The 25,256-nt window shown below is 38.1% G+C and carries 20 protein-coding genes and 1 pseudogene; 3 read left to right on the top strand and 18 right to left on the bottom strand.

From position 1 onward, the window contains the following. Positions 1-768: 768 nt before the first annotated feature. Together rhaA and J7I96_RS10285 are read right to left on the bottom strand one after the other, a co-directional pair. Positions 769-2,022: an L-rhamnose isomerase gene (gene rhaA, locus J7I96_RS10290; RefSeq protein ID WP_214767590.1), complete on the bottom strand. Its 1,254-nt coding sequence runs from the start codon at positions 2,020-2,022 to the stop codon at positions 769-771. A 183-nt stretch (positions 2,023-2,205) separates the two neighbouring features. Beyond that, complete coding sequence (locus tag J7I96_RS10285) at positions 2,206-4,275, bottom strand: bifunctional aldolase/short-chain dehydrogenase (protein WP_214767587.1); 2,070 nt, start codon at positions 4,273-4,275, stop codon at positions 2,206-2,208. A gap of 673 nt (positions 4,276-4,948) precedes the next feature. On the opposite strand from J7I96_RS10285, the gene J7I96_RS10280 reads away from it, so the two are divergent. After that, positions 4,949-5,707, top strand: a complete 759-nt coding sequence (locus J7I96_RS10280; protein ID WP_214923884.1) for a GTP cyclohydrolase II — start codon at positions 4,949-4,951, stop codon at positions 5,705-5,707. A 907-nt stretch (positions 5,708-6,614) separates the two neighbouring features. On the opposite strand, the gene J7I96_RS10275 is transcribed toward J7I96_RS10280, so the two are convergent. Genes J7I96_RS10275 through J7I96_RS10265 form a run of 3 tightly spaced genes read right to left on the bottom strand, consistent with a single transcriptional unit; the run spans position 6,615 to position 9,405 of the window. Further along, positions 6,615-7,715: a bifunctional metallophosphatase/5'-nucleotidase gene (locus tag J7I96_RS10275; RefSeq protein WP_251029144.1), complete on the bottom strand. Its 1,101-nt coding sequence runs from the start codon at positions 7,713-7,715 to the stop codon at positions 6,615-6,617. Between the two features lie 45 nt (positions 7,716-7,760). After that, positions 7,761-7,904 (bottom strand): twin-arginine translocase TatA/TatE family subunit, encoded by a 144-nt coding sequence (gene tatA / locus J7I96_RS10270; RefSeq protein WP_214767581.1) that lies wholly within the window; start codon positions 7,902-7,904, stop codon positions 7,761-7,763. Positions 7,905-7,959: 55 nt separating this feature from the next. Further along, positions 7,960-9,405, bottom strand: a complete 1,446-nt coding sequence (locus tag J7I96_RS10265) for an alkaline phosphatase PhoX (RefSeq protein WP_214923886.1) — start codon at positions 9,403-9,405, stop codon at positions 7,960-7,962. Between the two features lie 843 nt (positions 9,406-10,248). Here J7I96_RS10265 and J7I96_RS10260 point away from each other — a divergent pair. Further along, a complete protein-coding gene (locus J7I96_RS10260; protein WP_034312777.1) occupies positions 10,249-10,452 on the top strand; it encodes a hypothetical protein in 204 nt (67 codons plus the stop codon). Between the two features lie 101 nt (positions 10,453-10,553). Here J7I96_RS10260 and J7I96_RS10255 read toward each other — a convergent pair whose 3' ends face one another. From J7I96_RS10255 to J7I96_RS28775, 5 genes are all read right to left on the bottom strand, one after another. After that, positions 10,554-11,246, bottom strand: a complete 693-nt coding sequence (locus J7I96_RS10255) for a hypothetical protein (protein ID WP_214923888.1) — start codon at positions 11,244-11,246, stop codon at positions 10,554-10,556. A gap of 448 nt (positions 11,247-11,694) precedes the next feature. Continuing rightward, the gene (gene sigH, locus J7I96_RS10250) at positions 11,695-12,420 is read right to left on the bottom strand and encodes an RNA polymerase sporulation sigma factor SigH (RefSeq protein ID WP_214923890.1); all 726 of its coding nucleotides are present in this window, start codon (positions 12,418-12,420) and stop codon (positions 11,695-11,697) included. Positions 12,421-13,259: 839 nt separating this feature from the next. Further along, positions 13,260-14,507 (bottom strand): helix-turn-helix domain-containing protein, encoded by a 1,248-nt coding sequence (locus J7I96_RS10245; protein ID WP_214809847.1) that lies wholly within the window; start codon positions 14,505-14,507, stop codon positions 13,260-13,262. 314 nt (positions 14,508-14,821) lie between these two features. Beyond that, entirely contained in the window at positions 14,822-18,904 is a 4,083-nt protein-coding gene (locus tag J7I96_RS10240; protein WP_214923893.1) for a S8 family serine peptidase, read from the bottom strand. Between the two features lie 528 nt (positions 18,905-19,432). Beyond that, positions 19,433-19,525 (bottom strand): DUF6584 family protein, encoded by a 93-nt coding sequence (locus J7I96_RS28775; protein WP_396020089.1) that lies wholly within the window; start codon positions 19,523-19,525, stop codon positions 19,433-19,435. Between the two features lie 534 nt (positions 19,526-20,059). On the opposite strand from J7I96_RS28775, the gene J7I96_RS10235 reads away from it, so the two are divergent. Next, entirely contained in the window at positions 20,060-20,542 is a 483-nt protein-coding gene (locus tag J7I96_RS10235; RefSeq protein ID WP_214923896.1) for a DUF456 domain-containing protein, read from the top strand. Positions 20,543-20,741: 199 nt separating this feature from the next. On the opposite strand, the gene J7I96_RS10230 is transcribed toward J7I96_RS10235, so the two are convergent. The 8 genes and pseudogenes from J7I96_RS10230 to J7I96_RS10195 form a co-directional block, all read right to left on the bottom strand. Beyond that, positions 20,742-21,521, bottom strand: a complete 780-nt coding sequence (locus J7I96_RS10230) for a sulfite exporter TauE/SafE family protein (protein ID WP_214923899.1) — start codon at positions 21,519-21,521, stop codon at positions 20,742-20,744. Between the two features lie 51 nt (positions 21,522-21,572). Then, positions 21,573-21,800: a sulfurtransferase TusA family protein gene (locus tag J7I96_RS10225; protein WP_063593098.1), complete on the bottom strand. Its 228-nt coding sequence runs from the start codon at positions 21,798-21,800 to the stop codon at positions 21,573-21,575. Positions 21,801-21,842: 42 nt separating this feature from the next. Next, on the bottom strand, positions 21,843-22,970 hold the full coding sequence (locus tag J7I96_RS10220) for an MBL fold metallo-hydrolase (protein ID WP_214923901.1): 1,128 nt from the start codon (positions 22,968-22,970) through the stop codon (positions 21,843-21,845). A 47-nt stretch (positions 22,971-23,017) separates the two neighbouring features. Beyond that, positions 23,018-23,350: pseudogene (locus J7I96_RS10215) on the bottom strand (DsrE/DsrF/DrsH-like family protein). A gap of 54 nt (positions 23,351-23,404) precedes the next feature. Beyond that, the gene (locus J7I96_RS10210) at positions 23,405-23,977 is read right to left on the bottom strand and encodes a sulfurtransferase TusA family protein (protein WP_214767558.1); all 573 of its coding nucleotides are present in this window, start codon (positions 23,975-23,977) and stop codon (positions 23,405-23,407) included. A gap of 43 nt (positions 23,978-24,020) precedes the next feature. Continuing rightward, positions 24,021-24,323, bottom strand: coding sequence for a rhodanese-like domain-containing protein (locus J7I96_RS10205; protein ID WP_214767555.1), 303 nt, complete (start codon positions 24,321-24,323; stop codon positions 24,021-24,023). 18 nt (positions 24,324-24,341) lie between these two features. Then, the gene (locus tag J7I96_RS10200; protein WP_251029143.1) at positions 24,342-24,710 is read right to left on the bottom strand and encodes a rhodanese-like domain-containing protein; all 369 of its coding nucleotides are present in this window, start codon (positions 24,708-24,710) and stop codon (positions 24,342-24,344) included. A 26-nt stretch (positions 24,711-24,736) separates the two neighbouring features. Continuing rightward, a complete protein-coding gene (locus J7I96_RS10195; protein WP_214923951.1) occupies positions 24,737-25,216 on the bottom strand; it encodes a DsrE/DsrF/DrsH-like family protein in 480 nt (159 codons plus the stop codon). Between the last annotated feature and the right edge of the window lie 40 nt (positions 25,217-25,256).

Raw genomic sequence — 25,256 nt, 5'->3', positions numbered from 1 at the left:
CTTACACAAAAAGCGAGATGGAAACTGAAAAAATCGTATTTTAGCAACAAGAGTGAGCGCCTTTCCCATTCTCTTCTATATGTATTAAAAATATCTCTATTGTACATTTGAACCCCATCACTTTTTTCTTTTTATTATTGATTTTTACTGTTTTTGAAAGGTTTGTCAATTTAAATTTCACAAACTTTTTTAAAATTCAAATAATATTTTTATATAGTTTCACTTGCTCATAGTGTTTCATTTTTAGTTGTATTGGAAAATTACAAAGCAGTCTACGTCATTACATTTTCTATATCCTTTTTTCATAGTGCTTTTATTATCTTAAACTGTAGATTGATACCTTCAATCCAAATCCTCCCTTTTTAGAAAAAGTTACTTTAACGATTCCTCCTCAATCCTCAGTCTAATTTTCAACTGGTTAAATCAATTTGTTGCACGAGACTCTCATTCCGGATTTAACACAAATTGACTAGCTTTCATGTCTATTTATTAACGTGCAATCAAAAAAAATATACCCATAGAAAGACCTGTGTCATAGATCGTTATAGGTATATTTTATAAAGGAATTACCTTTCTAATAAGTTTTCCTTTTTAACTATATTAATTTTCTAATTTAAACAAAAACTTTTTTACTTTTTCTCCACTTCTTCGTTATATTTCGGTAATTCCAGACCATTCACCATTCACTCGGGACGAATCGATAGACCCCATATTAATACTGCAGAATTAGTCACACATCGGTTTGCGGATTCAGGACAACTTGTTATTTTAACGCTTTGCTAAGACATCACGTTCATATTCTTTCACTTGCGTCAGCCATCTTTCCTTTACCGGCACATTCATTTTTTCACAATAATAATCCCAAATTGCACCAAATGGATAGGTTTTAAATTCCTCCATTAATGCCAGTCGCTCAGTAAAATCGCCTTTTTCTTGCAGCTCTTTCAAATGATCGTTCGGTACAAGTAAGGCATATAAGAGGGCCTTAATCATATTACGCGTACCAATCGTCCAGGCAGCAACACGGTTGATGCTGGCATCAAAGAAATCAAGACCAATGATCACCTGGTTTAATGCATCATTGCGAACAATTTCAAGCGCAATTTCACGAAGCTCATCGTCTAAAATTACGACGTGGTCACTGTCCCATCGAACCGGGCGCGAAACATGAAGTGCTAGTTTATCACTGTATAATAGCATCGAAGAAATTTTGTTCGATACAGTTTCAGTCGGATGATAATGACCCGTATCCACTAAGCAAATCTTGTTATTTTTCAGTGCGTAGCCAAGGTAGAATTCATGCGATCCTACGACATATGACTCGGAGCCAATACCGAATACTTTACTTTCCACAGCATCCCAATTACATGTTTCATCCACTTCTGCTGTAAAAATTCGATCAAGGGATTCTTTTAATCTCTTTCTCGGTGTCAAACGGTCGCTTGGAATATCTTTGTAGCCGTCAGGAATCCATATATTTGTTAAGCAGGGATTGCCTAGTTCACGGCCAAAGTACTCTCCGATTTTTCGGCTGGCGATGCAATGATCAATCCAGAATTCACGAATTTCTTCATTTGGATGAGAAAGTGTCAAGCCGTCTGCTGCTTTTTCATGGGAAAATAGTGTCGGGTTAAAATCCAAACCAAGACCGTTTTCTTTAGCCCAATTCAACCAGTTTTCGAAGTGCTTTGGCTCAAGCTGATCGCGTTCGACTGCTTCTCCATTTGTTTCCGCATAAATGGCATGCAAATTGACCCGATGTTTCCCCGGAATAAGAGATAGCGCTTTTTCAAAATCCATGCGCAGCTCTTCCGGCGTAGTGGCTTTTCCTGGATAATTTCCCGTTATATCAATACCGCCAGATAATTCACTTTTGTTCACTTCAAATCCACCAATATCATCACCCTGCCAGCAATGAATCGAAATGGGCACTTTTTTCAGCGTTTCGAGTGCCGCATCAACATCAATTCCCCAATTCGAATACGCTTGTTTCGCTGTTTCGTACTGTTCTTTAATTGTCATATCGTCCCACCCTTTTAACGGATTGAATTGATTACTCCATGATTCCTACTACCTTTTCACATATTCTTCAATTATCATAATGGGCAGTACATACTTAATCTATTATTTTTCGATAGATTGATTCCACCTATGACAAACCCTCCACTTAAAGCAACAAAATCCAAGAAAGCAGGCAAAACCTATTCAGCGATTAAAAGCTCCAGGTACACCGCCGTCTACAGTGACCATACAACCCGTTGTTTTGTCTGCTTTTGATGAAGCGAAAAACGCTATGGACTCAGCAATGTCTTCCGGGAATATGTTGACTAGCAATGTCGTACGTTTTTTGTAATGATCTTCAAGCTGGTCTGGTTCTATTCCGTATGCAGCGGCACGCTCTTGACGCCAAGCCGATCCCCAAATGGAAGATCTTTGTAATACGGCGTCTGGCAAAACAGAATTAACACGGATTCCGAAATCCCCGCCTTCCACTGCAATGCATCGTGCTAGATGTGTTTCAAGTGCTTTGACTGAACTGTAAGCAGAAGCATTTTTTCCAGCGTAAACAGAGTTTTTCGATCCCACAAATACCATATTTCCTCCTGTTCCCTGTTGTTTCATTTGCTTAAAAGCTTCACGTGCTACAAGGAAATAGCCTGTCCCCAGTACATTCATGTTTAGGTTCCATTCTTTTAAGGTTGTTTCATCAAACGGGCTGGATGTGGCAAGGCCGGCATTGTTGACGATAATATCAATTCCCCCAAATGTAAGAGCTGATTTCTCAAAGGCATCCTGTACCTGCTCTTCACTGGTAACATCCATTTTAAAAGCTGCAGCACGTATTTCCCCGTATTCTTTATTGATTTCATCCGCAACTTTTTCAGCACCTTCAATATTTAAATCAGCTAGAACTACATGGGCACCTTCAGAAACTAAACGCCGTGCTGTTGCGCTGCCAATTCCGCCCGCACCGCCTGTAATGAAGGCTACTTTCCGTGAGAACTCCGCTTCTGCCGGTGAAAGAGACAATTTATAAAGCTCAAGTGGCCAGTATTCAACGTTATATGACTCATTTTCACTGAGAGATACGAACTCGCCAATTGCTGTTGCCCCTTTCATAACCGCAATCGCTCGATGGTAAAGTGCTCCGCTCACGTTTGCCATGGCTACGTTTCTGCCTGTGTTGACCATTCCGACACCTGGAATCAAAATAACTCGTGGTGCCACCTCAAACATCACATCTCCTTCGTTTTTATTGCGCTCGAAGTATTGCTTATACTCTTCCTTATATTGTTGAATACCCGTTTTAACTTTTTCCACCAAGGATTCAGTCCGTTCATTTTGAGGATCCCAGTTAATGAAAAGTGGCTTCATTTTTGTATGTACAAGGTGATCCGGGCAAGCGGCACCGACTTGTGATAGGGCTGCCGCATTTTTGCTGTTCAAAAATTGCAGGACATCATCTGCATCGTCAAAGGTTAAAAGCATTTTTTTCTCCTCGCCCACAGCACCGCGGATAACCGGCATAATAGAAGCAAGTACCTTTTTGCGCTCTGCTTCAGTTAAAGAGTCAAATGCCTGTCCACCAAATGCATCTTCTTCATGCTGGCGGCTTTTAATAAACTCTTCTGCTTCCGTTATGATCGAAATGGTTTTTTCATAGGCTTCTTTCGATGCTTCACCCCAAGTAACCAATCCGTGTTTTTCCATTAAAACAAGCTCGGCTTGCGGGTTATTTTTCACACCTTTTGCGATCATTTTAGACAAAGTGAAGCCAGGGCGCTCATATGGTACCCAGACAAAACGATCACCGAAAATTTCATTGGCGACTTCTTTTCCATTGTCTGCACAGCAAAGACTAATAATTGCATCTGGATGTGTGTGGTCAACATGTTTAAAGGGAAGGAAGGCATGAAGTAAAGTTTCAATCGACATTCGTGGATGCTTACTGTCGATCATGCAGTGTGACAAATATTCAACCATATCTGCATCAGGCATGTCATCACGCTCGATTAATGGGTGAATTTCCGCTAGATTCAAACCTGTGAAATTGCCCGCTTTCATTGTTGCTAGGTCGGAACCGCTTCCTTTAACCCATATGACTTCAATTTCCCGGCCACGAAAATCCTTTTCCATTGTTTTCATGGATGTATTGCCGCCTCCCCAGTTGCAGACGGCTCGATCTGTACCGATTAAATTAGACCGATATACCAGTTCTTCTACTCCAGATGTCACTTTTGACGCTTCTTTATCATTCCATAAATTATTAACCATTTTGTTTTACCCCCGTTTATCTTTATTTGTTTTTGTTTTATTGTATAACACTTTTGTTTTCATTTGAAGAAGTTTTTTTAATTGTTACAATTTTACGAAAACAAGGAAAATCGTTGAGCGTAAGATAATGGATGTATCCGCATTTTCAACAATCCAAATCATTCTGCAAGGTAATATCATCTAAAAAAATCACCATTTTCCTTAGATGAAGTCTGTAAAATAAACGTAAATACAACAAATGACCAGGAATGTAAACACCATGTCCCTTCCATCTTAGAAAAAGAAAGATGCAAAACTTCCCAAAGACTTCGCAGGACATTTCCTACGGAAAGACATAATTTTCACGGGTAAACAGGCAGCTAGACAAACTTCTTTCTAATCCAAATACCATTGATGCAATAATGCTTCTCAATCCTTTTTACTGAAATTAAGAGATACAGTGTTTTTAATCGAATTCCATTTGAAAAATCGGTGCTGTGGTTCAAATAAGAAATGGTCTTGGGCTTTCACACCAAAGATGGGGTTAACCTTTTGATATTGTCTTTCGCTTTAGTACATTTGAAGCTTTTTTTTCTATTTAAAATCAAAGATTCACAAAAGAGTGGATTGGGTACAATATGAAATGAACTAGTAAACGTTATCGTAGTATTAGAAGTTTCGGGAGGAAGTTTATATGATTAATGAAAAAGTGGCTTTAATATTAAAAGATAAAATTAACGTTATTAAAAGTGATGAAACATCCATTTATTTAGTCGGCCCAATCAAATTACCCGTTAACTTAGAGGGAGAAACAATTATATTCCAGTGGTATTGCTGGTTACGATGTGAGAATATGGCGGGTCATTTTTGTGGTGACGGCACTTATAATATAAATAAGATCATTGAAACTTTAGCCTCTTCCAACTTAGCGGAAATGCAGCAATCCAGTGTGTTACTGTATGGAGATTTTCAACATTCAGCTGATGCACTTATCCGGATGCATAGTATTTGTCATACTGGGGATATATTCGGAAGCAAACGCTGTGATTGTGGCTTTCAATTAAAGCAGGCTATGAAAATGATTGCAACTCAAGGATCCGGAGCGTTATTTTATTTAGCGAATCACGAAGGAAGAGGCATCGGATTATTTAGTAAAGCCATGGCTTATGTTCTGCAAGAAAAAGGATTGGATACGGTGGAAGCGAATTTGGAGCTTGGATTTGTGGATGATGCACGTAACTATGATGACGCCATTCGGGTGTTAAAAAAACTGCGCTCTAATCCAGTGACTCTTATCACCAACAATCCGAGAAAATTGGAAGCTCTTCAAAACTCAGGTGCTAATGTTGCAGGCAGAGTTCCGTTATGGGGAGACATTTCCGAGTTTAATGAAAAATATTTAAAAACTAAAGTCGTTCGTTCCGGTCATTTAAAAGATAGTAAAAATGAATGAATTATTTGTTTTATATGAAATTGTTTATACCCCTGAATAGGCTTGAAATGGAATAAATCAACTTGTTACCGTATGCTTTTCCTTATTGGGTGCTTTTATTTATAACACCACAGGTTACCTAAAATATACAGATAGGGGATAAAATAAAATTGCTAATAATACATAAAAACAGGATGCAACGGAACGTTGCACCCTGCCTGAAAAAGGGGTTTGCTTCATTTCGAATCAGCATAAATTCTCTGCGATAAACACCTCATCTACTTTAGAGTAAGAACAGGTATCTGGCTAGAGTTTACCCTCCAATGCAACCATCCCCTATATCTTCAAAGTTTCATCAACTTTCAAAGCATAAATGACAATTATTGAATGAGTTTTCTGCTTTTACGTGCAAGAGAACCATCTCCTTGCTCGAATCGATTTTTTAATGAAGCTACCAATAGTTAAGTTAAACGTCTTTAACTAACACCTCATTTACTATATGATGTGAATCATACGTAATCAGTAGCCCCTTCTTCTTTATTTATAATGACCATCAGCGGATAAAAAATAACTGGTTGTTTATGGATATCAGAATTTTTTCAAACGATTTCCAGCAAATACAAAGGCATTTAATGGAATCCCAAGCGAAAATCTTCGCATTTTCAATGGCATAACAAATGCTTTGTTCCCTAACGATCCTTATTAGCACATTAATTAGTGGAATTAAGCAAAACTAAACAGATAAACTCTACACTAATTTCAACTCCCATCAGTGGAAAAGGCGGGTGAGCAAAAATAAAAAAGGCACCAGTCAGTTAGTTTGCAACGACTTGTACACCCCCTTCCAGCATTTACTTTATCATTAATTTAGAAAGGACAAAGCGTTAACCTCGCTTTGTCCTTACCTCATTGCACAATGAAGAGTTTATTATTGCGCTTTCAAATCTGCACGATAATCATCAATAATCGCTTGTATCTCCGGATTAGCCGGAACATTTGTGACGTCGTAGAGGAATCCATCGGATTCGACCAAAGTCATTTTGGCGTCAACGACTTCAAAAGTCAAATTAAGACGGCCCAAATAATGTTCTTGTTCTCCGCCAGCTTGAGTGATTGGCACCATCACCTCTCCGTTGAATTCATATTCGGGTGTTTCGATGACCTTGTGTGTATCTGCGCCGATTACCGCCGAAACTCCGGGAACCTGAGCCAGCTTGTGGTCTTCGGGATTTCCAGCATGCGAAAGGACAATGTTTACGTCTGACTTTTCACTCACTTCAGGAAGCAACGCATTCAACGCTTCAACCGGTTCGATGAAATCGAGGTCTGCAACATCATCCCAACCGCGAATTTCCGGCTTCATCGAAGTAAGGCCGATCATACCGACTTTAACGCCTTTGAAAGTAAAACCCTTCCAGGGCTTGACATTCTGTATGTACTTTCCTGTTTCCTTTTCAATGACATTTCCAGTAAGGATGGGGAAATTTACGTTCCGGTGGTAATTCTTTAACTGTTCATAACGGCTGTCCGGTGTGCCCTCCCCGGCAGGGTAAACGCGGAAGTCGTTGTTTCCGAGAGCCATCGCATCATAGTCCAAATCTTTCAAAAGAGACGTCTCCAACTCTCCTTGACCCGCCTGAAACTCGCCTCGCAGGAAGACATCCCCGCCATCGACGAGAAGCACATTCTCCTCTTCATTGCGCACATTTTCAATGATGGTGGCGTACTTCGCAATGGAATTGTGATGAACGGTTCCATCATCAAGCATGACGATGTCATCCAAATGACCATGAAAGTCATTTGTCTGGAGAATGGTGAGTTCAAACCTCTCTCCCTCCTTGAGCTTTTCCTCGGCATCTGCCGTAACGGGAATTGCGGCAAAAGCGGCAGCCATCGCCAGCGAAAAGCAGCCCTTCAAATTAATCTTCCTTATTATATTCATACTATTTCCTCCAAGCATTAATTCTATTAAATGATAAAAGTAGTTATTTAGTTTCCAGTTTTTTCGGATTTCACAAGAGCTATTCAATTGTTTTTTTCTTCAAAGTTAGTTTTTTCTCTTTGTCATTGCTGATTAAAAATCATTTGTCTCTTTTTTAAATTCTTTTAATGTGTTTCCAAAAGCCCTTCCAATTTCGGGTAATTTTGAAGGACCAAAAATGATTAACGCAATGACTAGAATTAGAATTAGGCCAGGGATGCCGATACTGGATAACAAATGTCTCACCTGCTACCATGATGGTTTGAAAGATCTAAAAAAATGCGTTCATTACTTATAAAATTGGCATGCCATGACGCTCTAAAGCTGCTGCTTCTAATATAGACATGCCTTGTTCTTCTGCGAATGCAGTAAGTTTATCCGAAACAACAGGAGCAAGACTTGCTGGCGGCAAAGCCTGGTTCATAGCTCGTCTACGGGTAGAATTTCTGCGTGCAAATGGTCCCCAAATCGCAAAGGTGATACCTGGTGTTTGCATATTCACAAAGAAAGTATTTCCATCTGGAGAAAATGTAGGGCCAGCAAATTCAGAACCGTTCATCATATTCTCAGCGAAAGTATAAATATTTCCTTCAGGAGTTAATCCGACGATACGGTCATTGCCGCCACCATCTTCGGCGATCCAAAGATCTCCCCAAGGAGTGATCGTAATGTTATCCGGTGCTTCTAAATCATTTTTATCAGTAGACTCATAGAATAGTTCTAAGTTGTTTGTCGCTGGCGTGTAGCGATAAACACGGCCAAGGCGTGATGAACCTGCACTTGTATCATCAAACCATAAAGTACCTTCAGAAAAATATGCCCCTTCTAAGCGGCTAAACTGAATACAGCCTTTATCCTTAGCATCTTGCTGTGCGATTTCAGGATTTAATTTTTTCCAAACAATCCCGAATTTTTGTCTAGTACTAAATTGACTTGCTGCTGCAGCAGGCAATTCATCAATCGCTGCCGCTTCAAGGATACCGCCCTTTTGCAGAGAACCTAGCTTTTGACTACGGTCATGCGGGGTAAAACGGTACAAGAAGCTTGGACTTGCGTCTTCGGTTAAATACCAAATTCCTGTTGAAGGGTCAACATGCCCAGCTTCATGGGAGAAATACCCCATATCACGGATTGGTGTTCTTGACATTTCATTTTCAGGATCAAGCGGATTCACTTCAAATACAAAGCCATGCCCCATATCACGGGTTTCTTCCATTGTTAACCAAGTGCCCCAAGTTGTAGCTCCACCAGCACAGTTACGGATTGTACCTGAACTTGATACATACTGATCAATGACCTTGTTATTTTGTCCAACGATTAATGTGGTTGTGCCGCCGGCAGCACCAGCACTCCAAGGTTTTTTCCCGTTTACAGGGTAATCCGAGTTTGTCCCATTTTCATGATTTCTTACAAGAATGGTTGTACCCTTCTCTCCTTTATAGGCAGCCATTCCATCATGGGCAGAAGGGACAAGGTCACCATTAGGCATAATATCACCAGTTTTTGAAAGCATTTTGTAATGAAATCCCCTTGGCAGATCGAGAACTCCATTTGGGTCCTTTACTAGTGGGCCAAATCCACCAAATCCGTTTGTTGGTTTGCTGGAATCCGCTGCAAATCCTTTTGTAGCCCCCGCAAGAGAAAATACCCCGGTTGAACCAAGTGTTAATGCTAAAGTACTCATACCGCCAACTTTTAAGAAATTACGCCTGTTTAAACCGCTATTGCCAGATTTCATCAACATTACCTCCAAAAAATCTTTTTGAGGGGTGCTATATTCCTTATAGCAAACCCTACCCTCAAAATTAACAGATCATTTTAAATGCTCTGTTAAACTCATGTGATTTTATTCCTTCGCAAGAAAGATAAACCAAAAGTCACTGTTTTCACAAAACAATGGAGGTTATAACGACATTTTTAACATGTAAAGGGTGGAAATTGATGGTATTAGTCAAAAGTGGAGAAAAAACTAAGGATTTTGTCATAAAAAGACCGATGCAGAATATTAAAGCTTATTAATCGTTTGTAAATATAAGAGATACACTATGACAAACTAGTTACCCCGATTAATTCCACCAAAATCTACTGAATTTTTGGAAGAGGAAAGGCAAAGACTTGATATAGTTGAATCACGCTTGATATCTATTCGCACACAGTGAAGCATGCAGGAAAAATCAGCCGATGAGTTTGATGATTGTAGGACGGACAAAAATGCACATAACAACCAAAAATAAAATCCATACGATTGTAAGACAAAGCGACAGTCTTGTGCAGTTCCTGTGCAGTATTTGAGTAATGTAAATAGCGAGACAACACCCCAAATATATATTCTCTTTTCCTATCGCTTAATGAAGCAATAACAGTATAGTCACCACAGTCATATCAGATTATCCCTTTTATTTTGATGCAATCAGGATACCAAAATTGACTACAGGACTACTCAAAAACAATCAATAGCTTTTACATAGCCAATTATTAAGTAAATGGTCGATTTATTTTTCGACATATTCTTTTCTTAAAAGGAATTAACACTTGGATAATCGAATATAGGTATTTAAGTTTATTAGAAGGGGTGATTCAAGTGAGTATTAACATGGCTGAACACAGACTTGTCAAAGAAATAGCGATTTCAATCATCTCTACCCGCTTAGAAAAAAGCTTGGATGAAATAGAAAACTTATTTGGTGTCATTCTCGATACAGAACCGGCAGATGTATTGGCTACAAAAGCAAAACAGTTAGCCTCTGCAACAACTGTGGAACAATGCATTGATATTTTTATATAAAGGATTGAAACATAAAAGGCATTACAATAAAAGGTACTCACCATTGTTGTGAGTACCTTTTTGCCTAAAATTTCTGCTTTAAAAAATGAACATGAAAACTATTATTTCTCTTCCATAATCCATTTTGCTTTGCTACCCGTAGTATAATCTGTGAAAAAGATTTCATAAGGTGCATAATCGGTTACTCCGAAAGCAGCGGGCCCGTTAACGTGCTTACCAGCTTGAACAATCTCGGTTAATGTATCGAGAGCATATACCTCCATCTTTTCACCTTTGCTGTCATACACTTCAAAATCTCCTGCGCTAACTACTTGTTCTTCTTTTGTACCATTTAGGTATTCAATATCAAACCCCAATACTTCTTTGAGCTGTGTTTCTTCGAATTCGTTTCTTTCCTTTGTGTATTGTACATTTGTTAATATTATGATATGACCTTCTACATTTATCTTTTCACCTAGTTTAAAGGTTCCAAGCTCTTTCGGTTTTTGTTCGGAATCTTCATCGAATTCAATGGGTTTCTTGTTTTCCGCAATAACTGTATTGCTCAAATCAACGGTACGGATAGTGGGTTCTTTTTTATCATCATAGAGCTCAGAGTGTTTATATAGTTCTCGTATGTAGGCATCCATAATAGCTGCTTGCATGCTGCTCTCAAAGCATCCACCATCTGAGTAGTTCACTTTCATTTCTATCGTTTTAGAGTCTTTTAATTCAATGCTTTTATAAGTGATAGTTCCTTCATCATCAGGACCAGCCATCTGTTTTAAAATTGTTTTGAAATCTTTTTTAGGCATATAAATTTTAGCCCATGCATCTTTATCAGGATTCACAGAATCTATTTTAGAAAAATCTTCTATAGTTGAGAATTCTTTTTGTTCCTTCTTTGGTAAAGAAAAACGCCATAATACATAAAAGTATAATAACGATAGTATTCTTTATCTATATTTCTAAATAATAGGATGGGTACCCATAAAAATATAAGTTCTCCATATTGGTGAGCTAGAGAAATTAAGTAGCCAATTTCAGTATTGGTGCTAGTAGAATGGCATAGTCTATTCCACTTGCTTGTTGAGAGAATAATCGTTTTAATCTTTCTGTTAACATCAGTGCCCTTCCATACCGGTGTTTGTTGTATTTTTAATTTCACTATGAAATACAACTAAGGTTTTTCAAACACATAAAGCCAAAGGATTAAAAACCCTTTGGCCAAAAGAGCAACTTAATAGTAAACGGCTCTTTTATCTATTGAATGTGACCTTCTATTGCGTGTCTATTTCTAAGTTCCAATAAACTCTCCAATTTTCTCTTCACTCTCTGCAACGCATTATCTATAGACTTGGCGTGAGTATTTAATTTATCAGACATTTCTATATAAGTAAGGTCCTCTAAGTAATAAGCCAAAACCTTCTTTTCTAACGGACTTAGAACCTCAGATAATTTTAATTCCAAGTCATCCGCAGATTCTTTATCTATCAATATCGCAACCGGATCAGAAATAACGGTGTCTGTCATTACTTCCATAAGAGTATGATCCGGATTTTCTTCATATATAGGCATATCAAGCGAAATAGAAGAATTTAACGGAGTATGTTTTTGACGAGTAGCTGCCTTGATGGCTGTAATAATCTGCCTCGTGATACATAGTTCTGCAAACGCTTTAAAATAAGATTGTTTCTCGCCATTAAAATCCCTGATGGCTTTGAACAATCCTATCATCCCCTCTTGGATAATATCTTCTCTATCTGCCCCAATTAAGAAGTATCTGTTAGCCTTAATCTTTACAAAAGTTTGGTATTTTTTCATTAGTACTTCTAGTGCCTCCATATTTCCTTGCCGGACCTTTTCTATTAATACTCCATCTTCAAAATTAGCGCATAGGAATGACGGTTTTTCTTCGATAGCTATACCCACAAAAATCCCTCCATCGGCTGTATTCAATTGAGCCTTGTTGTTTAAACGGACGCCCATTTTATATGCGGTAAATTACCATATTATTTAATATTAACCTATAACGACCACCAATGATATTAGATTATTTCGACAATTTAATACATTCCTATACACCTTTTTTTAGTTAGAAGGAACCGTTTACACCCTCTTTTTAGGCTGTTTTCTAAAGGATTGTTGCCCTTTGGAAAAAAAATTAAAAACTTAAATTTTATGGTAAAACACAAGGTGGTTCTTATTCAATAAACTGGCAGTTTAATGGAGTTGCATTTTAAACGTTTGTACTAGGAGTCAATGTGAGGGTTATTTCCTAATGTACCATTTATATACAATGAAGGAGGGATTTCAGTCTTTTTTCAACTCTATTTAACTACTTCCTATGCAACTAACCTCCCTCTATAAACATTGATGTATCAACGGTTTGCACCACTCGGTATATTAGGGAATTTTTTTTTTTAATCTTCTTTTAAACAGAGCATTGAAATTCTGGTTTTTTTTAGTAAATTGAGCGTACGCTTCGCTAAAACTAATGGAAATTATCAGCTATTTTCTTCACTATGTGATGCACAATAGATCTCTGCGAAGCTTATGATGACGTACCCTCCCATGTCTCTTAGCGTGCTTCTACTTCTTTTAATGAACGTGGATAGCTATAACCGAATTGTTGATAGTTCATCATACTTTAAGTTGATGGACTTATCAGTTTTACATATTTTCTTTTCGATATTTTTCAATTAAACTTTTAATTGCTTTCCAATTTTAATTCTTCTTTGATTGACTATTTTTTCACGCTGACTTTCAGCTTCAATCCAATCTATACAGCATTAACATCTGCATAGAGTAGCTTTTTTTATTAAGACTTATTCATGATCATAGTAGCTCTTTCTTCCTTGTATGTAAGAATTGGCAAGGTCCAATGCTTTTTGGACGGCACCAATTCGGTTATAGAAGTGGAAGAGTTTTTTTTCGTAGTGTTCAATTAACATGGTGAAGCCCATATTTTTAAAAAAAGGAAGGGCTGTAGTCTCAATAAAATGATAGTAATCGTCTTCTTCATGATTAAGCTGATAAAGGTGTAATTCAAAAAAAATCCAGTTATACGATTTTGTCGATTTTGCTATTCTAAGGCCTTTATGTGCTAATTCCAATAAAATCTCGTTTGAAAGTAGTTTTCCTTTATAACAAGTATTCATATAACCATCTAATGCAGTTAAATAATGAGGAACCTTTTCATCCATTAGTTCCATGGCTTCTTTGTATAGTTCGGATGCTTCTTTGTATTTTTTTCTTCTGTAAAGTTCAAATGCAAGATTATTAAGAAGCTTTGATTTACGGTCTATTTCATTAATGGTATCACAGGTACGTATTAATTGTTCGTAACGTTCTTTCGTCTCTTCAAAATCATGAAGCTCCTTTGCATTTAATTGTAATAACATGATCGTCTCTGTATCAATTATTCGGATGACATTTAACGTTTTTTGAAAATAGTCAAGAACTTTCTCTGCATAATAATACGATATTATATTAGAATGAATAAGGTGATAGGCTAGTGCCAAATGGTAATAATATTCAAATTGATTATATTGACTTTGATCAATCGATGTTAAAATTTGAATACAATCTCGATACTGTCCGTTGTGAAAATAGTACATACCTAGAACATGTTTTAACATATTGCGGTCTTGCGGAGAAAAAGATGATTCAATTTTTTGCAGGTTTTGAATAATTAATAATGCTGTTTCTAATTGATAATTAGATAAATAATACCTTGCAGAGAGTAATTGATAGAAAACTTGAAAATCTGGCAATTGAATCAGTGTTTCTTTTTCGATTTCTTCTTTTAAAATTTCTGATTCTTTGCTTTGTTGCATAACGAACGTGTTGTGCCATAGCTTTAGTTTCTGTTGAAGATTATGATACCGCACAAATTCATCATCAAGACAGATATTCAATCTTTGGGATAATAAGAGAGTAATTTCCCCTGAGTATTCTGTTATCTCCCGTTCTATCTTACTAAGATGTGTAGCAGAACAAATTCCTTCACAAAGCTGCCCCTGAGTCAACCCCGCTTTTTCACGATAAAACTTGATAAGTTTCCCTTCAATCATAGCTTCACCTCTAGGTTGTAATTTTATCTAGTATATATAGAAAAAAATAAATATATAATCTATATATTCTAGTAAAATTAAGAAAAGCGCAAGACTACTTTAATACCATCCCTCTATTTATTAGCTTTTTCAATATTCACTTTTGTTTCCCTTTTTTACGAATTCCCTATCTACCTCAATATTTTATTCTGAAGAAAATCCAAATAACGCAACCTTATTGGAATACTCTCTTTCTTAATACTTTTAGAAAAATTTTATACTTTCTTTAAAGTTAAAACACGATGAAGCTAAGCTTTCATCGTGTTTTTTAATATTTATGGCTGTATTCCCAACTCAACTAAAATTGATTCTAATGTCTTACCTTTATACTTCTTCTTTGGTTTTGGAGCATTATCAACATGCACATTTTGCTTGAGATAGTTTGTTTGAACATATTTCATATCTTTAGCATCAACTATTCCATCAAAGGTGATATCCGCTGCACGCTTCTTTGTTTTCCATGCATTTTGAATTTCAATCGCATCTTGAACATCAATGACATGGTCTTGGTTTACATCACCTGCAGTAATATCAAGGGCAGGTATCCAGCGATTTTGACCGTATAACTCACCATTGTGCTCAAAACCTATACCAGAATTTAGTTTTTCTTTCGTGACAAAGTGGCCTGGGACTTTCATTTCTATCGTGAAGGCATTTGTGCTTAACGGCAGCTTGTTGAATACATATTGTCCATTTTCTTCTACCGTTGATGTCGCATCGAACTCATTTCCTTCTGAATCGAAGATTTTCACTGTACCGCCAACCTTGCTCCAATCCCTTTTCTCTGTAACAGTACCATCTTCATTTTCAAATCCTTGCGGAGAGACATAACCTCTAGCCATTGAGAATTGCGGATTAACCTTCCAACTATAACCAGCTTTTAACACACTGCTTTTCTGATTATTAGCATCCATTACGCTCACAATCGGATTAATCGCTGCTCCAAGGGTATATTGATCATCCTGAACCTTAAACGTAACCTCAACGACTTTTGCATGGTCCAATGCTTTACTCTCTTCATTAAATTGGACAGTAACGACCTTGTCTTTAATCGTTAAAGAGGCTTTGTCCGAGAATTTGCTGTAAAGCTTGGCATCAACTAACTCTACGCTATCTAAACCTCTGTCAAAGTCTCCGTCACCATTAAAGTTCCATTCCGCCTTTGACACTGCGTTTAGGTTATCTAATGATAGCGTTGCTTTTACCGTATCGCCTGTTTTCACCTCATACTTTTCGCCAATAGTATACGAGACAGGTGTACCTTCTTTTACAAAGTAATATTGCTTTGTTGCTGGTTTGTTTCCTGCCATATCATATCCATTCATGCGGAATTGAAGTGCTGGGATGGATTCATCCAGGGCGATTTCTTCGACAAACTTTCCTTCTTTATCCATTGGAATTGGCGTAGAAGGGAAACCACCTTGACCCCAGTAATACACCATCGAGTTCGATGATTGATCGATATTTACGCCCAATTTCTTTAGTTCGTCAATGGTTGGATCTGTGATTTGAATTTCGAATGGATATGTTTCTTGACCTGGTTTATATTCAATAAATGGAGACTTTCCATCAAGTGAACTTTTGAAGCTCGGTGCATCGAGATCGATGAGCAAATGCTGCGTTTCAGTTGTAACCTTCCCGGAAGTACCTGTACCAATGAATTTCAACTTGTAATGTCCCGGTTTTTTCACATAACTTGCTTCTTCCGAAATGGGCTGTTTTGAGTTTCCTGTAAACTCATAATAAGCTCCATTAAATGCATATAATCCATAATCTACATTGTCATAAGCGTAATCTAAATTTATTGTTCCGACCAACCCGAGGTCCTTTCCTGTTTTGCCATCTTGAAGAACGACATCCATTTTTTCCATTGGTGCACGAAGGTTAAAATCAGCAAATACAAATGGAGTACGCATAGGATCCCATCCTACTTGGTTTAAATGACTTGGAGAATAGGCAGGATTTAGTACATCAACCTTATTAAACCCATCTTTCATTGTTCGGAAGCTGAAAGGAATCCGATACTGCTCTGATGAATTCGAATTGTTTGTTAATGTTATATAGCCTTCGTAAATTCCATCCTTTGCTTTCTTAGGGATAAGCAAACGTGGTGTTACTTTTTTGAAGTCTTCACTTTTTACAGAAATTTTGCTTGGAATATCCAGCTCCACTCCGTTTTCCTTCAAGCTATTTGAACCATTCGATTCAGCTACAGATACACTGAAAGTTTTGTTTACTTTATCGTTATTTTCAATAGTGATTGATTTTTTTAGATTTAACTTTTTATCTGCATAGTGAACATCAAAGCTGAGTCCGCCCGTCAATTCTTTTACCTTGATTAATGCCTCTGCACCTGGAACAAATGTTTTATCGTTAATTTTGAAGCTTGTTCCACTATACACAGCTTGGTATGGATCGACTCTTCCTGCTCCAACTTCAAATACACTGTATTCTCCGTTAAGAGGATCTGCCGTATTCATTAGAACGGCTTTAATATCTTCCGGCTCTAATTGCGGATTCGCTTGAAGCATGAGTGCTGCAATCCCTGCTGTATGAGGAGTAGCCATAGATGTTCCAGAATATCTGGAATATGCATATTGATAGTTTTCTTGATGTTCAGCGTCCACCATATAAGAAGGGACTGTTGAAAGAACACTTACTCCCGGTGCCGTCACTTCTGGCTTCATATCGTATGTTTCTCTTGCCGGGCCTCTTGAGCTAAAGTCCGCTAAGTGGTCACCTTCTGTCTGTTTATCCGCGTATTTGGAAAAAGTAAAATTCGCTTCACCTGCTTGAATCTGTGCTTTAATGCTTTCTCCCGCTTCTTTTGTTAAAGAAAATGCAGGCACAAAGTCAACGGACTCTCCAAGATTGGCATTAATTTGCCCTTCCACATTGTTACAAAGAAGAACGGCGGCTGCTCCATTTTGTTTCGCATTGCTGACCTTTTCCGCTAAGGCGAACTCTCCGCGTTCCACAAGTGCAATTTTCCCTTTTACATCCTTGCCGGAATAATCAGAGCCATTTCCTAAACCGACATTCACTACCTTATAGGATTTCCCTTCCCATTCCTTTAAATGGTCTGAATAGTGGCGTCCCAAACTAACAAGCTCGATCGAATCTTTATTTCCGATTTTCCCATTGAAAGTAGAAACCGCCATCGGTACATCACTCGCCCCGACTGTCAAAGCAAGTGCTGCTGAGCCAGGTGAACCTAATGTATAATCATCTGATCCTGCATTTCCAGCTGCTACAACTGCTGTTACATCATTAAGGACAGCATAGTTAATGGCAGTACTGGTTGGATCATAAGGATCATTGATGTCCGATCCGAGGGAAAGGTTGATAATATCCATACCATCGTTTACAGCTTTTTCTATACCTGCAATGACCCCTTCAGATGATCCTGATCCATATGGTCCAAGAACACGATACGCATATAAATCCACATCAGGAGCCACACCTTTTACAAAAATCTCTGCATTCGTTCCTTGTCCAGCAATGGTACCTGCAACATGTGTTCCATGGGAAGTATAATAGGAAGAACCGGACCAGCTAAATTCTGGTTGCCCCGACGCTTGCCAATCCTTGTACGTTGCCTCCATTGGATCATTATCTTGATCAACTAAATCGTAACCGCCCTTATAGGCATCTTTCAAATCAGGGTGGTTGTAATCAATCCCTGTATCAAGAACCCCAACTTTGATTCCTTTTCCTGTAATACCTTCATTGTGCAGCTGGTCAATTTTTAAATATGGAATACTTTCAACGGATGTACCAGGGGCTGATTTCTCTCCCATGGCGATCGGATCGACCTTAAATTCTACATTTTTATATACTGCTTTTACGACCTTGGATTGCAAGAGCTGCTCTACCTGATTAGCTGGCAGCTTCATAGCTACCCCGTTATAAACGGTCTTAAAGGTAGAAGTGATTTTATGACCTGTTTTCTTGCTTCTAAGATTAGTAGATGGAAGAATCGATTGAATGTCTTTATTAAACTGGGAATGTTCCTTTTCTACTTGATCATCCGCTTGTTTTTTTGAAAGCTTCTTTCCTTTTACATTCGCATCCAAGACTGCAACTTTTCCCGGCTTTGATTTGAACTGGACGATGACCGAGATTTCTTTATCCTTTTTTAACTCTTCCATTTTAAATCCTTGCAATCCGACATTATCTGTCATTTCAAGTTTATTTAACGCTTTTCGTTGTTCACTTGTCAACGAAGCCAAGACGTCTTCTGCCTTTATGTTCGCTGCATTTGCATAAGGAATGAAAGGCGTGTTTGCTGATGATAGCAGCAGGCCAGCTGACAGCGTAATCGCTGCTGTTCGTTTAATGAATGAATGAATTTTCATATCTTCCCTACTTTCTTAGTTAAATAGAATTCCCCGAAAAAATACCCCTTTCTAAAAATTTAAAATATTCATACAATAATATTAATTGCCTTTCTATCGGATTGCTATTGGGTTAATTTTACAGGACTTTATACCTTCTTTCTCTTTTATATGTTCTGAAAAATCATTATTTTTGCGAAAATTAGTGAAAAAGACTTAAATCCATTTTTATAAATTGGGGTTTTCTTTAGTAAAATAAGAAAATATGAATTCATTGAAAGAGTTGAGGAGGGGAAGATCTATACTTAAGTTGCAGCAAAAAGGTTTATTCACGAAAATATCCAAATTAACTTCCAAGTGTTATTCTATTATCTGGCCCAATTGTTGAACAAAGATCAAACAGCACTGTTGTACTAATAGAAAAGGTTCGTTTCCCAAAGATTTTTTCGAACAGAATACACGCTTTTACCATCTCTGATGCCTTATTCTATTCTAAAAACCAGTAACGAACTGCCATTGAAGGATATTTTAATGCAATTTAGATGTCCCCTAATTTTTTTTACGAAGTTCTAACTCATTAGGATAGGTTGAAATTAACCCTATTAGTCTATCCCTTGCTTTCCCTAAATCATTTTTTTCAATGTCCTCTTCTATCTTCTTAATCGTTTTAACAGGTACCTTTTCTATACGAATACCTCCTTATCTTTTTTCTATATAGTATTTATTTCTAGGTAGTTCAAAATAGTTCTTTTTTCAACTAACCCGCCCCGTTAGTAGAATAAGAAAAAGCTGCCTTAAAGACAGCTCTGATCTTCAGCTAAACCAGCTAATAGGATGTCAATTTCTTTCTCTTATTTTTAACCTCATCTTTAGCTGAATAATCAAAAGGCTTTATCCACAGTTTCTTGAAATATTAATTATTACAAATAGTTGTCCTGTAATACGTTTTAATCCTTCTCTATTCTCCACCAATTGAGTAAATAAAACAAAACTGGCTATAAATTTTATAAACAAAAAAAGGCTCAAACCCCTATGATATCAAGATTTGATCCCTTGGTAGTTGATGACCTGTGCGGGATTCGAATATACAAAAGAAGAATAAATGGTGTTTGTCCCTAAATAGAAATATAATTTAATAGTTATATGAAAAAGTAAGTATGAAAAGGTGGAGTTTCATTGGATATTTTATGGTGGGGATTAACGATCGTCTTATTTGCTTTAAGTTTTGTAGGAATTATCTATCCTATTATTCCTTCGGTAGTTGCCATTTGGGGAGGATTTGCAGTTTATCAATTCCTGGTTAATCCCGATGAGTTATCGTTATGGTTCTGGATCAGTATGGTTGTGTTGAGCGGTGTATTAATCGCGGCCGACATTATCGCAAACAGTTATTTTGTTAAAAAGTATGGGGGGTCAAAAACATCCGAGACAATAGCAGCTATTGCCACGATTGTTGGTTCATTTGTATTCCCTCCTTTTGGAATAATTCTCGTACCATTTTTAGCAGTCCTCATTTCGGAATTTATCATTCAAAAAGATATAATGAAGGCTACTAAAGTTGGGTTTGCAACTATCATCGGTTTTTTAGGCGGCAGCTTAGCCAAAGTAATAATTCAATTATTGATGATTGTCTGGTTTATTTTAGCGGTAATCTTTTAATTATTAATAAACGGCCACATAAGAAAAAAGCTGACTTTCAACAGTCAGCTTTTTTCTATTAACTGAAATCACATTGACTTATCTGGTACAAGATAATAAGAAAAAAAGTGATGGAGGAAAAGGAACCATTAATGTGGCCTATTGTGAACACTTCTTTAACGATAGAACTTTTCACAACTGCTCCCTTTCGTGTCAAAACTCAAGACATGATCCCCGCCCAAGTTTTCACAGTTGTCGCTAAAATCAATAGAGCCAGTATGACTTGCAGCACTTTTACATTCATTCTTTTACCGGCCATTGCCCCAAGCGGAGATGCTATTAAGCTAGCTACAACCATGATCAACGCCGGATAGAAGTCAACTTGACCGGTTGAGATTTTCCCTGCTGTTGCACCAACGGATGAAATGAAAGTAATGGCCAATGAAGAAGCAATCGTGACCCTTGTTGGAATTCTTAAAACGATAAGCATGATGGGAACTAATAGAAAGCCCCCTCCGGCACCGACTATCCCGGCGCCTAAACCAACGATTAATGCCAGGATGGCCGTAAGCCATTTGTTAAAGGTAACTTGATCTACAGGAATGTCATCTATCCCTTTCTTCGGAATGAACATCATGACAGCCGCTATCAACGCCAAAATGCCATAGACGATTTTCACTCCGTTTTCCGACATCGATTGTGATCCAAAACTCCCAACCACGCTTCCGATCAACACACTGATTCCCATGTAGAGAATTAGCGTTTTATTTAAATGTCCGCTCTTACGATAGCTCCATATACCTCCGATGGAAGCGAATAAGACTTGTACAGCGCTTATACCTGTCACATCATGGGCACTAAATGCCGCTAAACCGAAGATTGGGGGAATAAACAGCAGCATTGGATAATTTATTATCGAACCGCCGATGCCGAGCATCCCTGAAACGTATGAACCTATAAAACCAATCAAAAAGATGGTAATGATAAAGGTTATATCCATTTTAAGTGCCTCCCTTAAAAGAAGGGAAACCAAATGGTTCCCCTCTCTTTATCAACCTTTTCTGATCCAAAATTTCAGTATATCATTTTCTTCTGCCGTTTCCACCAGTTCATGGCCACCGGATTTTGACCAAGCGGCTAAGTCTGCTTTAGCTCCTTTATCAGTTACATGTATTTCCAGAACTTGCCCGGTTTGCAAATCATTCATGGCTTTTCTCGTTTTGACGATTGGCATTGGACATGCCAGTCCCTTAGCATCTAGCACTTTATCTGCATTCATATTTCATCTCTCCCATTTACTTGGTTTCTATTTTTATCGGTTTTAGCGAACCGCACAGCGATTTGGTCCAATTTCCATTTCGCGCTGTTTATCATCATCGGGTTCGATTTTCCCCATATTAGTTTCGCGAATTTCTTGATAAGCGTTTGGCTGAGGCGGTAAATTACCTGTTACCATTTCTCTGAATTCCGTTTCATCCGCAATGTTCAATCCGTGATTTTCAGCAAACAGCGCACCCAGCTTTTTAGCGACACTTCCATCTTCATTCAATTCATCAATGATCATGAAATGTGATGGCAATAAAATTAACTCGTCTGATAATTCTTTATAACGTGTATACAGTGTTTCTCTCAAGTCCCCTACCCAATCCTCAGCCAAACCAGCTAGGTCCGGTCTGCCAATGGAATCGATGAATAGTATATCCCCGCTTAGCAAGTATTTTTGATCCACCACAAATGAAGTGGATCCAATGGTATGACCCGGGGAATATAATGCTTGGATATCAATCGCTGTATGACCGATCGTTATCACTTTCCCGCTTTCTAAAGGCTGATATTGAAAAGTTACTTCAGCCGCATCTTTTGGCGGCAGCCAGTAAGCTGCATTTGTTGCTTCCGCGATTCGTCTTCCACCTGAAATATGATCGGCATGTAAGTGCGTATCCAGAACATGTGTAATCTTCACCCCGATATCATCGGCGAAATCAAGATAGGCATCTATCATTCTTGTGGAATCAATAACGGCTGCCTCACCATTGGAAACGACCATGTAAGATAAACAGCCTTTACCAAGTCGAACAAATTGGTAAATTTCAGCGCCATTTGTCAATTCACCTATCCTCACTGGTTCCAAATGTTCACTCCATGCTTTCATGCCGCCCATTAAATAAAAAACATCCAATCCAGCTTCAGATAACATTTCAGCTACCATGACGGATGAGCCTTCCTTGGCACATACTACCAGGATTTCTTTATTGGCCGGGATTTGATCGAGAATTTCTTCTACGCCATCCAGTAGATCAAAGTAAGGGATATTAAGGAATTCGAAATTCTGCCCTTCAATTTTCCAATCATTAAAGTCACTTTCATTTCGAACATCCAAAATAAATAAGTCGGTTTTATTGATCACTTTCTTTGAAACTTCAGCAGCTGTCATTTGCTTACATGTCATATCATATACCCCCTATAGTATTAGTGCTTTCAAAAAATTTTCCTTCATTAAAAGGTTAATGTAACATCAGCATCTTTTGCGAACTCCAAAAATGTGACCGCTCCACCTACTTCGATACCGTCAGCGAAAGCTTCTTTTTCCAAGCCCACTACGTCCATGGTCATTTGACACCCAATAAACTTGACGTCCATTTCCTGTGCCATAGTAACTAACTCTGGACACATTGGCCCTTTTAAACCCTTCGGCAAAAAGCTCCTTACCTTCAGGCAGAGGAAGTTTTCCATTCGCTTCTTTATGAATTAAGTTCAAACCTTCGTCAGTAAAGAAATGGCCACTTCTTGATCTGTTGCTGCCGCTGCCATTGCAATGTTAAACACCATTACTTGCGATTATAGCTACTTTTTAGTCATGATGTATTCCTCCATTTTATAGTTTTATTCATTCACGAATTTTTGTGAAGGACCGTTCCATTGGCTCATGCCTGGTACAACATTGAAAACCCGTTCAAATCCAGCCTCAGTCAGTTTTTGTGCAGCAAGATCACTTCGGCTGCCTGTACGGCAAATCACGAAAATCTCTGACTCTATATCCAGTTCACCCATACGTTGTTCCAATTCACCCATTGGAAGGGATCTTGCTCCTGGAATGTGATTAATAGCATATTCTGCGGATTCTCGTACATCCAGGATGACCATATTTCTATTTTCTTCCATCACGTGTAGCAGTTCTTCATTTGAAATGATTTTTTCATGCTTCTTCATTTCTGTTTCTTCATCGCTTGCTTTCCGAAGATAATGTTTTAGTGTGGTACCTTCTTCAACCGTACCCAAGTATTGATGGCCTGAACTTTCCGCCCACGCCTTCATATCGGCGGTTGACCCTTTATCAGTTGCTTGAATCTCCAGTACTTCCCCCGCTTCCAGGCCATTCATGGCTTTTTTCGTTTTTACGATTGGCATTGGACAAGCTAAACCTTTAGCATCCAAAACGGAATTTGTTTTTATCATTTTATATCCTCCTTCTATTATAGATGTGGGGGTATATTCGAATTCAAAATTTTTCTGTGGGACCTTCCCATTCATTCATACCACCTATCATGTTCAACACTTTATATCCATGATCCTCAAGTAACTGTGCAGCCATTGAACTTCTGCCCCCTGACCGGCATACCATGATATACTCTTTTGATTTATCCAGATCCTGCATTCTAAATTCCACTAGACCCAACGGGATATTCAAAGCATTTGGTATTTCCCCTGCCTTGACTTCATTCACCTCCCGCACATCAATGATGTGGACTGGTGAGTTTCCCTTCAATAATGCGTTCACTTCATTCGGTAAAATTTCTTTCATTCTTATAAGATCCTCCTTTTATTCGCGCCAAGAACTCATGCCGCCTTTTACATTGGTGACTTCTTTAAATCCAAGTTTTTCCAATGCTTTACTCGCATTACTGCTCCTCATCCCGCTTTGGCAGATTACAATCACTTCTTTATCTTTTGAAAGTTCTTGTGCCCTTTTGCCAAGTTCGTTTAAAGGTATGTTTTTAAAGTCCTTTATGTGATTGCCCCTATATTCATTAGGTGTACGGACATCAATCAATTGCTTATTTCCTCTATTTTTCAACACAGCTTTTAGCTCAGCCGCATTTATATTTTTTATCCCTTTTACAGGGACAAAGCGCTGATATAAAAACCAAACGATGAAACCTAATATGATGAGGTTAAATATAGTTCCCAATGGACCCATCCCTCCGGTACCCAAATTTATATAAATAAGTTTACATTTCCATCCTCTGCTTCAGCTAAATAAGCCGCAACACCTGCATACTCAATTCCATCCAATAATTCCTCTTGCTGCAAGCCCAATAAATCCATTGTCATCGTACAGGCTATTAGTTTGATTTCTTGTTCCTGAGCCAACTCAATTAAATTTGGGAGTGACATGGCGTTATGCTTCTTCATCACGTGTTTGATCATTTTGGGACCCATCCCAGCAAAGTTCATGTTGGATAACCTCATTTTATCAGGACCACGCGGCATCATTTTTGCAAACATTTTCTCCAGAAATCCTTTTTTTAATGAAACCTGTTCATCCTTCCTTAAAGCATTCAATCCCCAGAATGTATGGAAGATAGTCACTTCATGATCGTAAGCCGCAGCCCCATTTGCAATGATATAAGCAGCCATTGCCTTATCATAATCACCACTAAATAAAATGATCGTCGTTCTTTTCTTTTCAGTCATTACAGTCATTATGTTTCCCCCTGATTGATATTCCACTTCA

Source organism: Bacillus sp. ISL-78, from assembly GCF_018613455.1.
GTDB lineage: Bacteria > Bacillota > Bacilli > Bacillales > DSM-1321 > Peribacillus > Peribacillus frigoritolerans.
The sequence above is the reverse complement of the archived record's forward strand: the minus strand, read 5'-3'. Positions and strand labels throughout refer to the sequence as shown.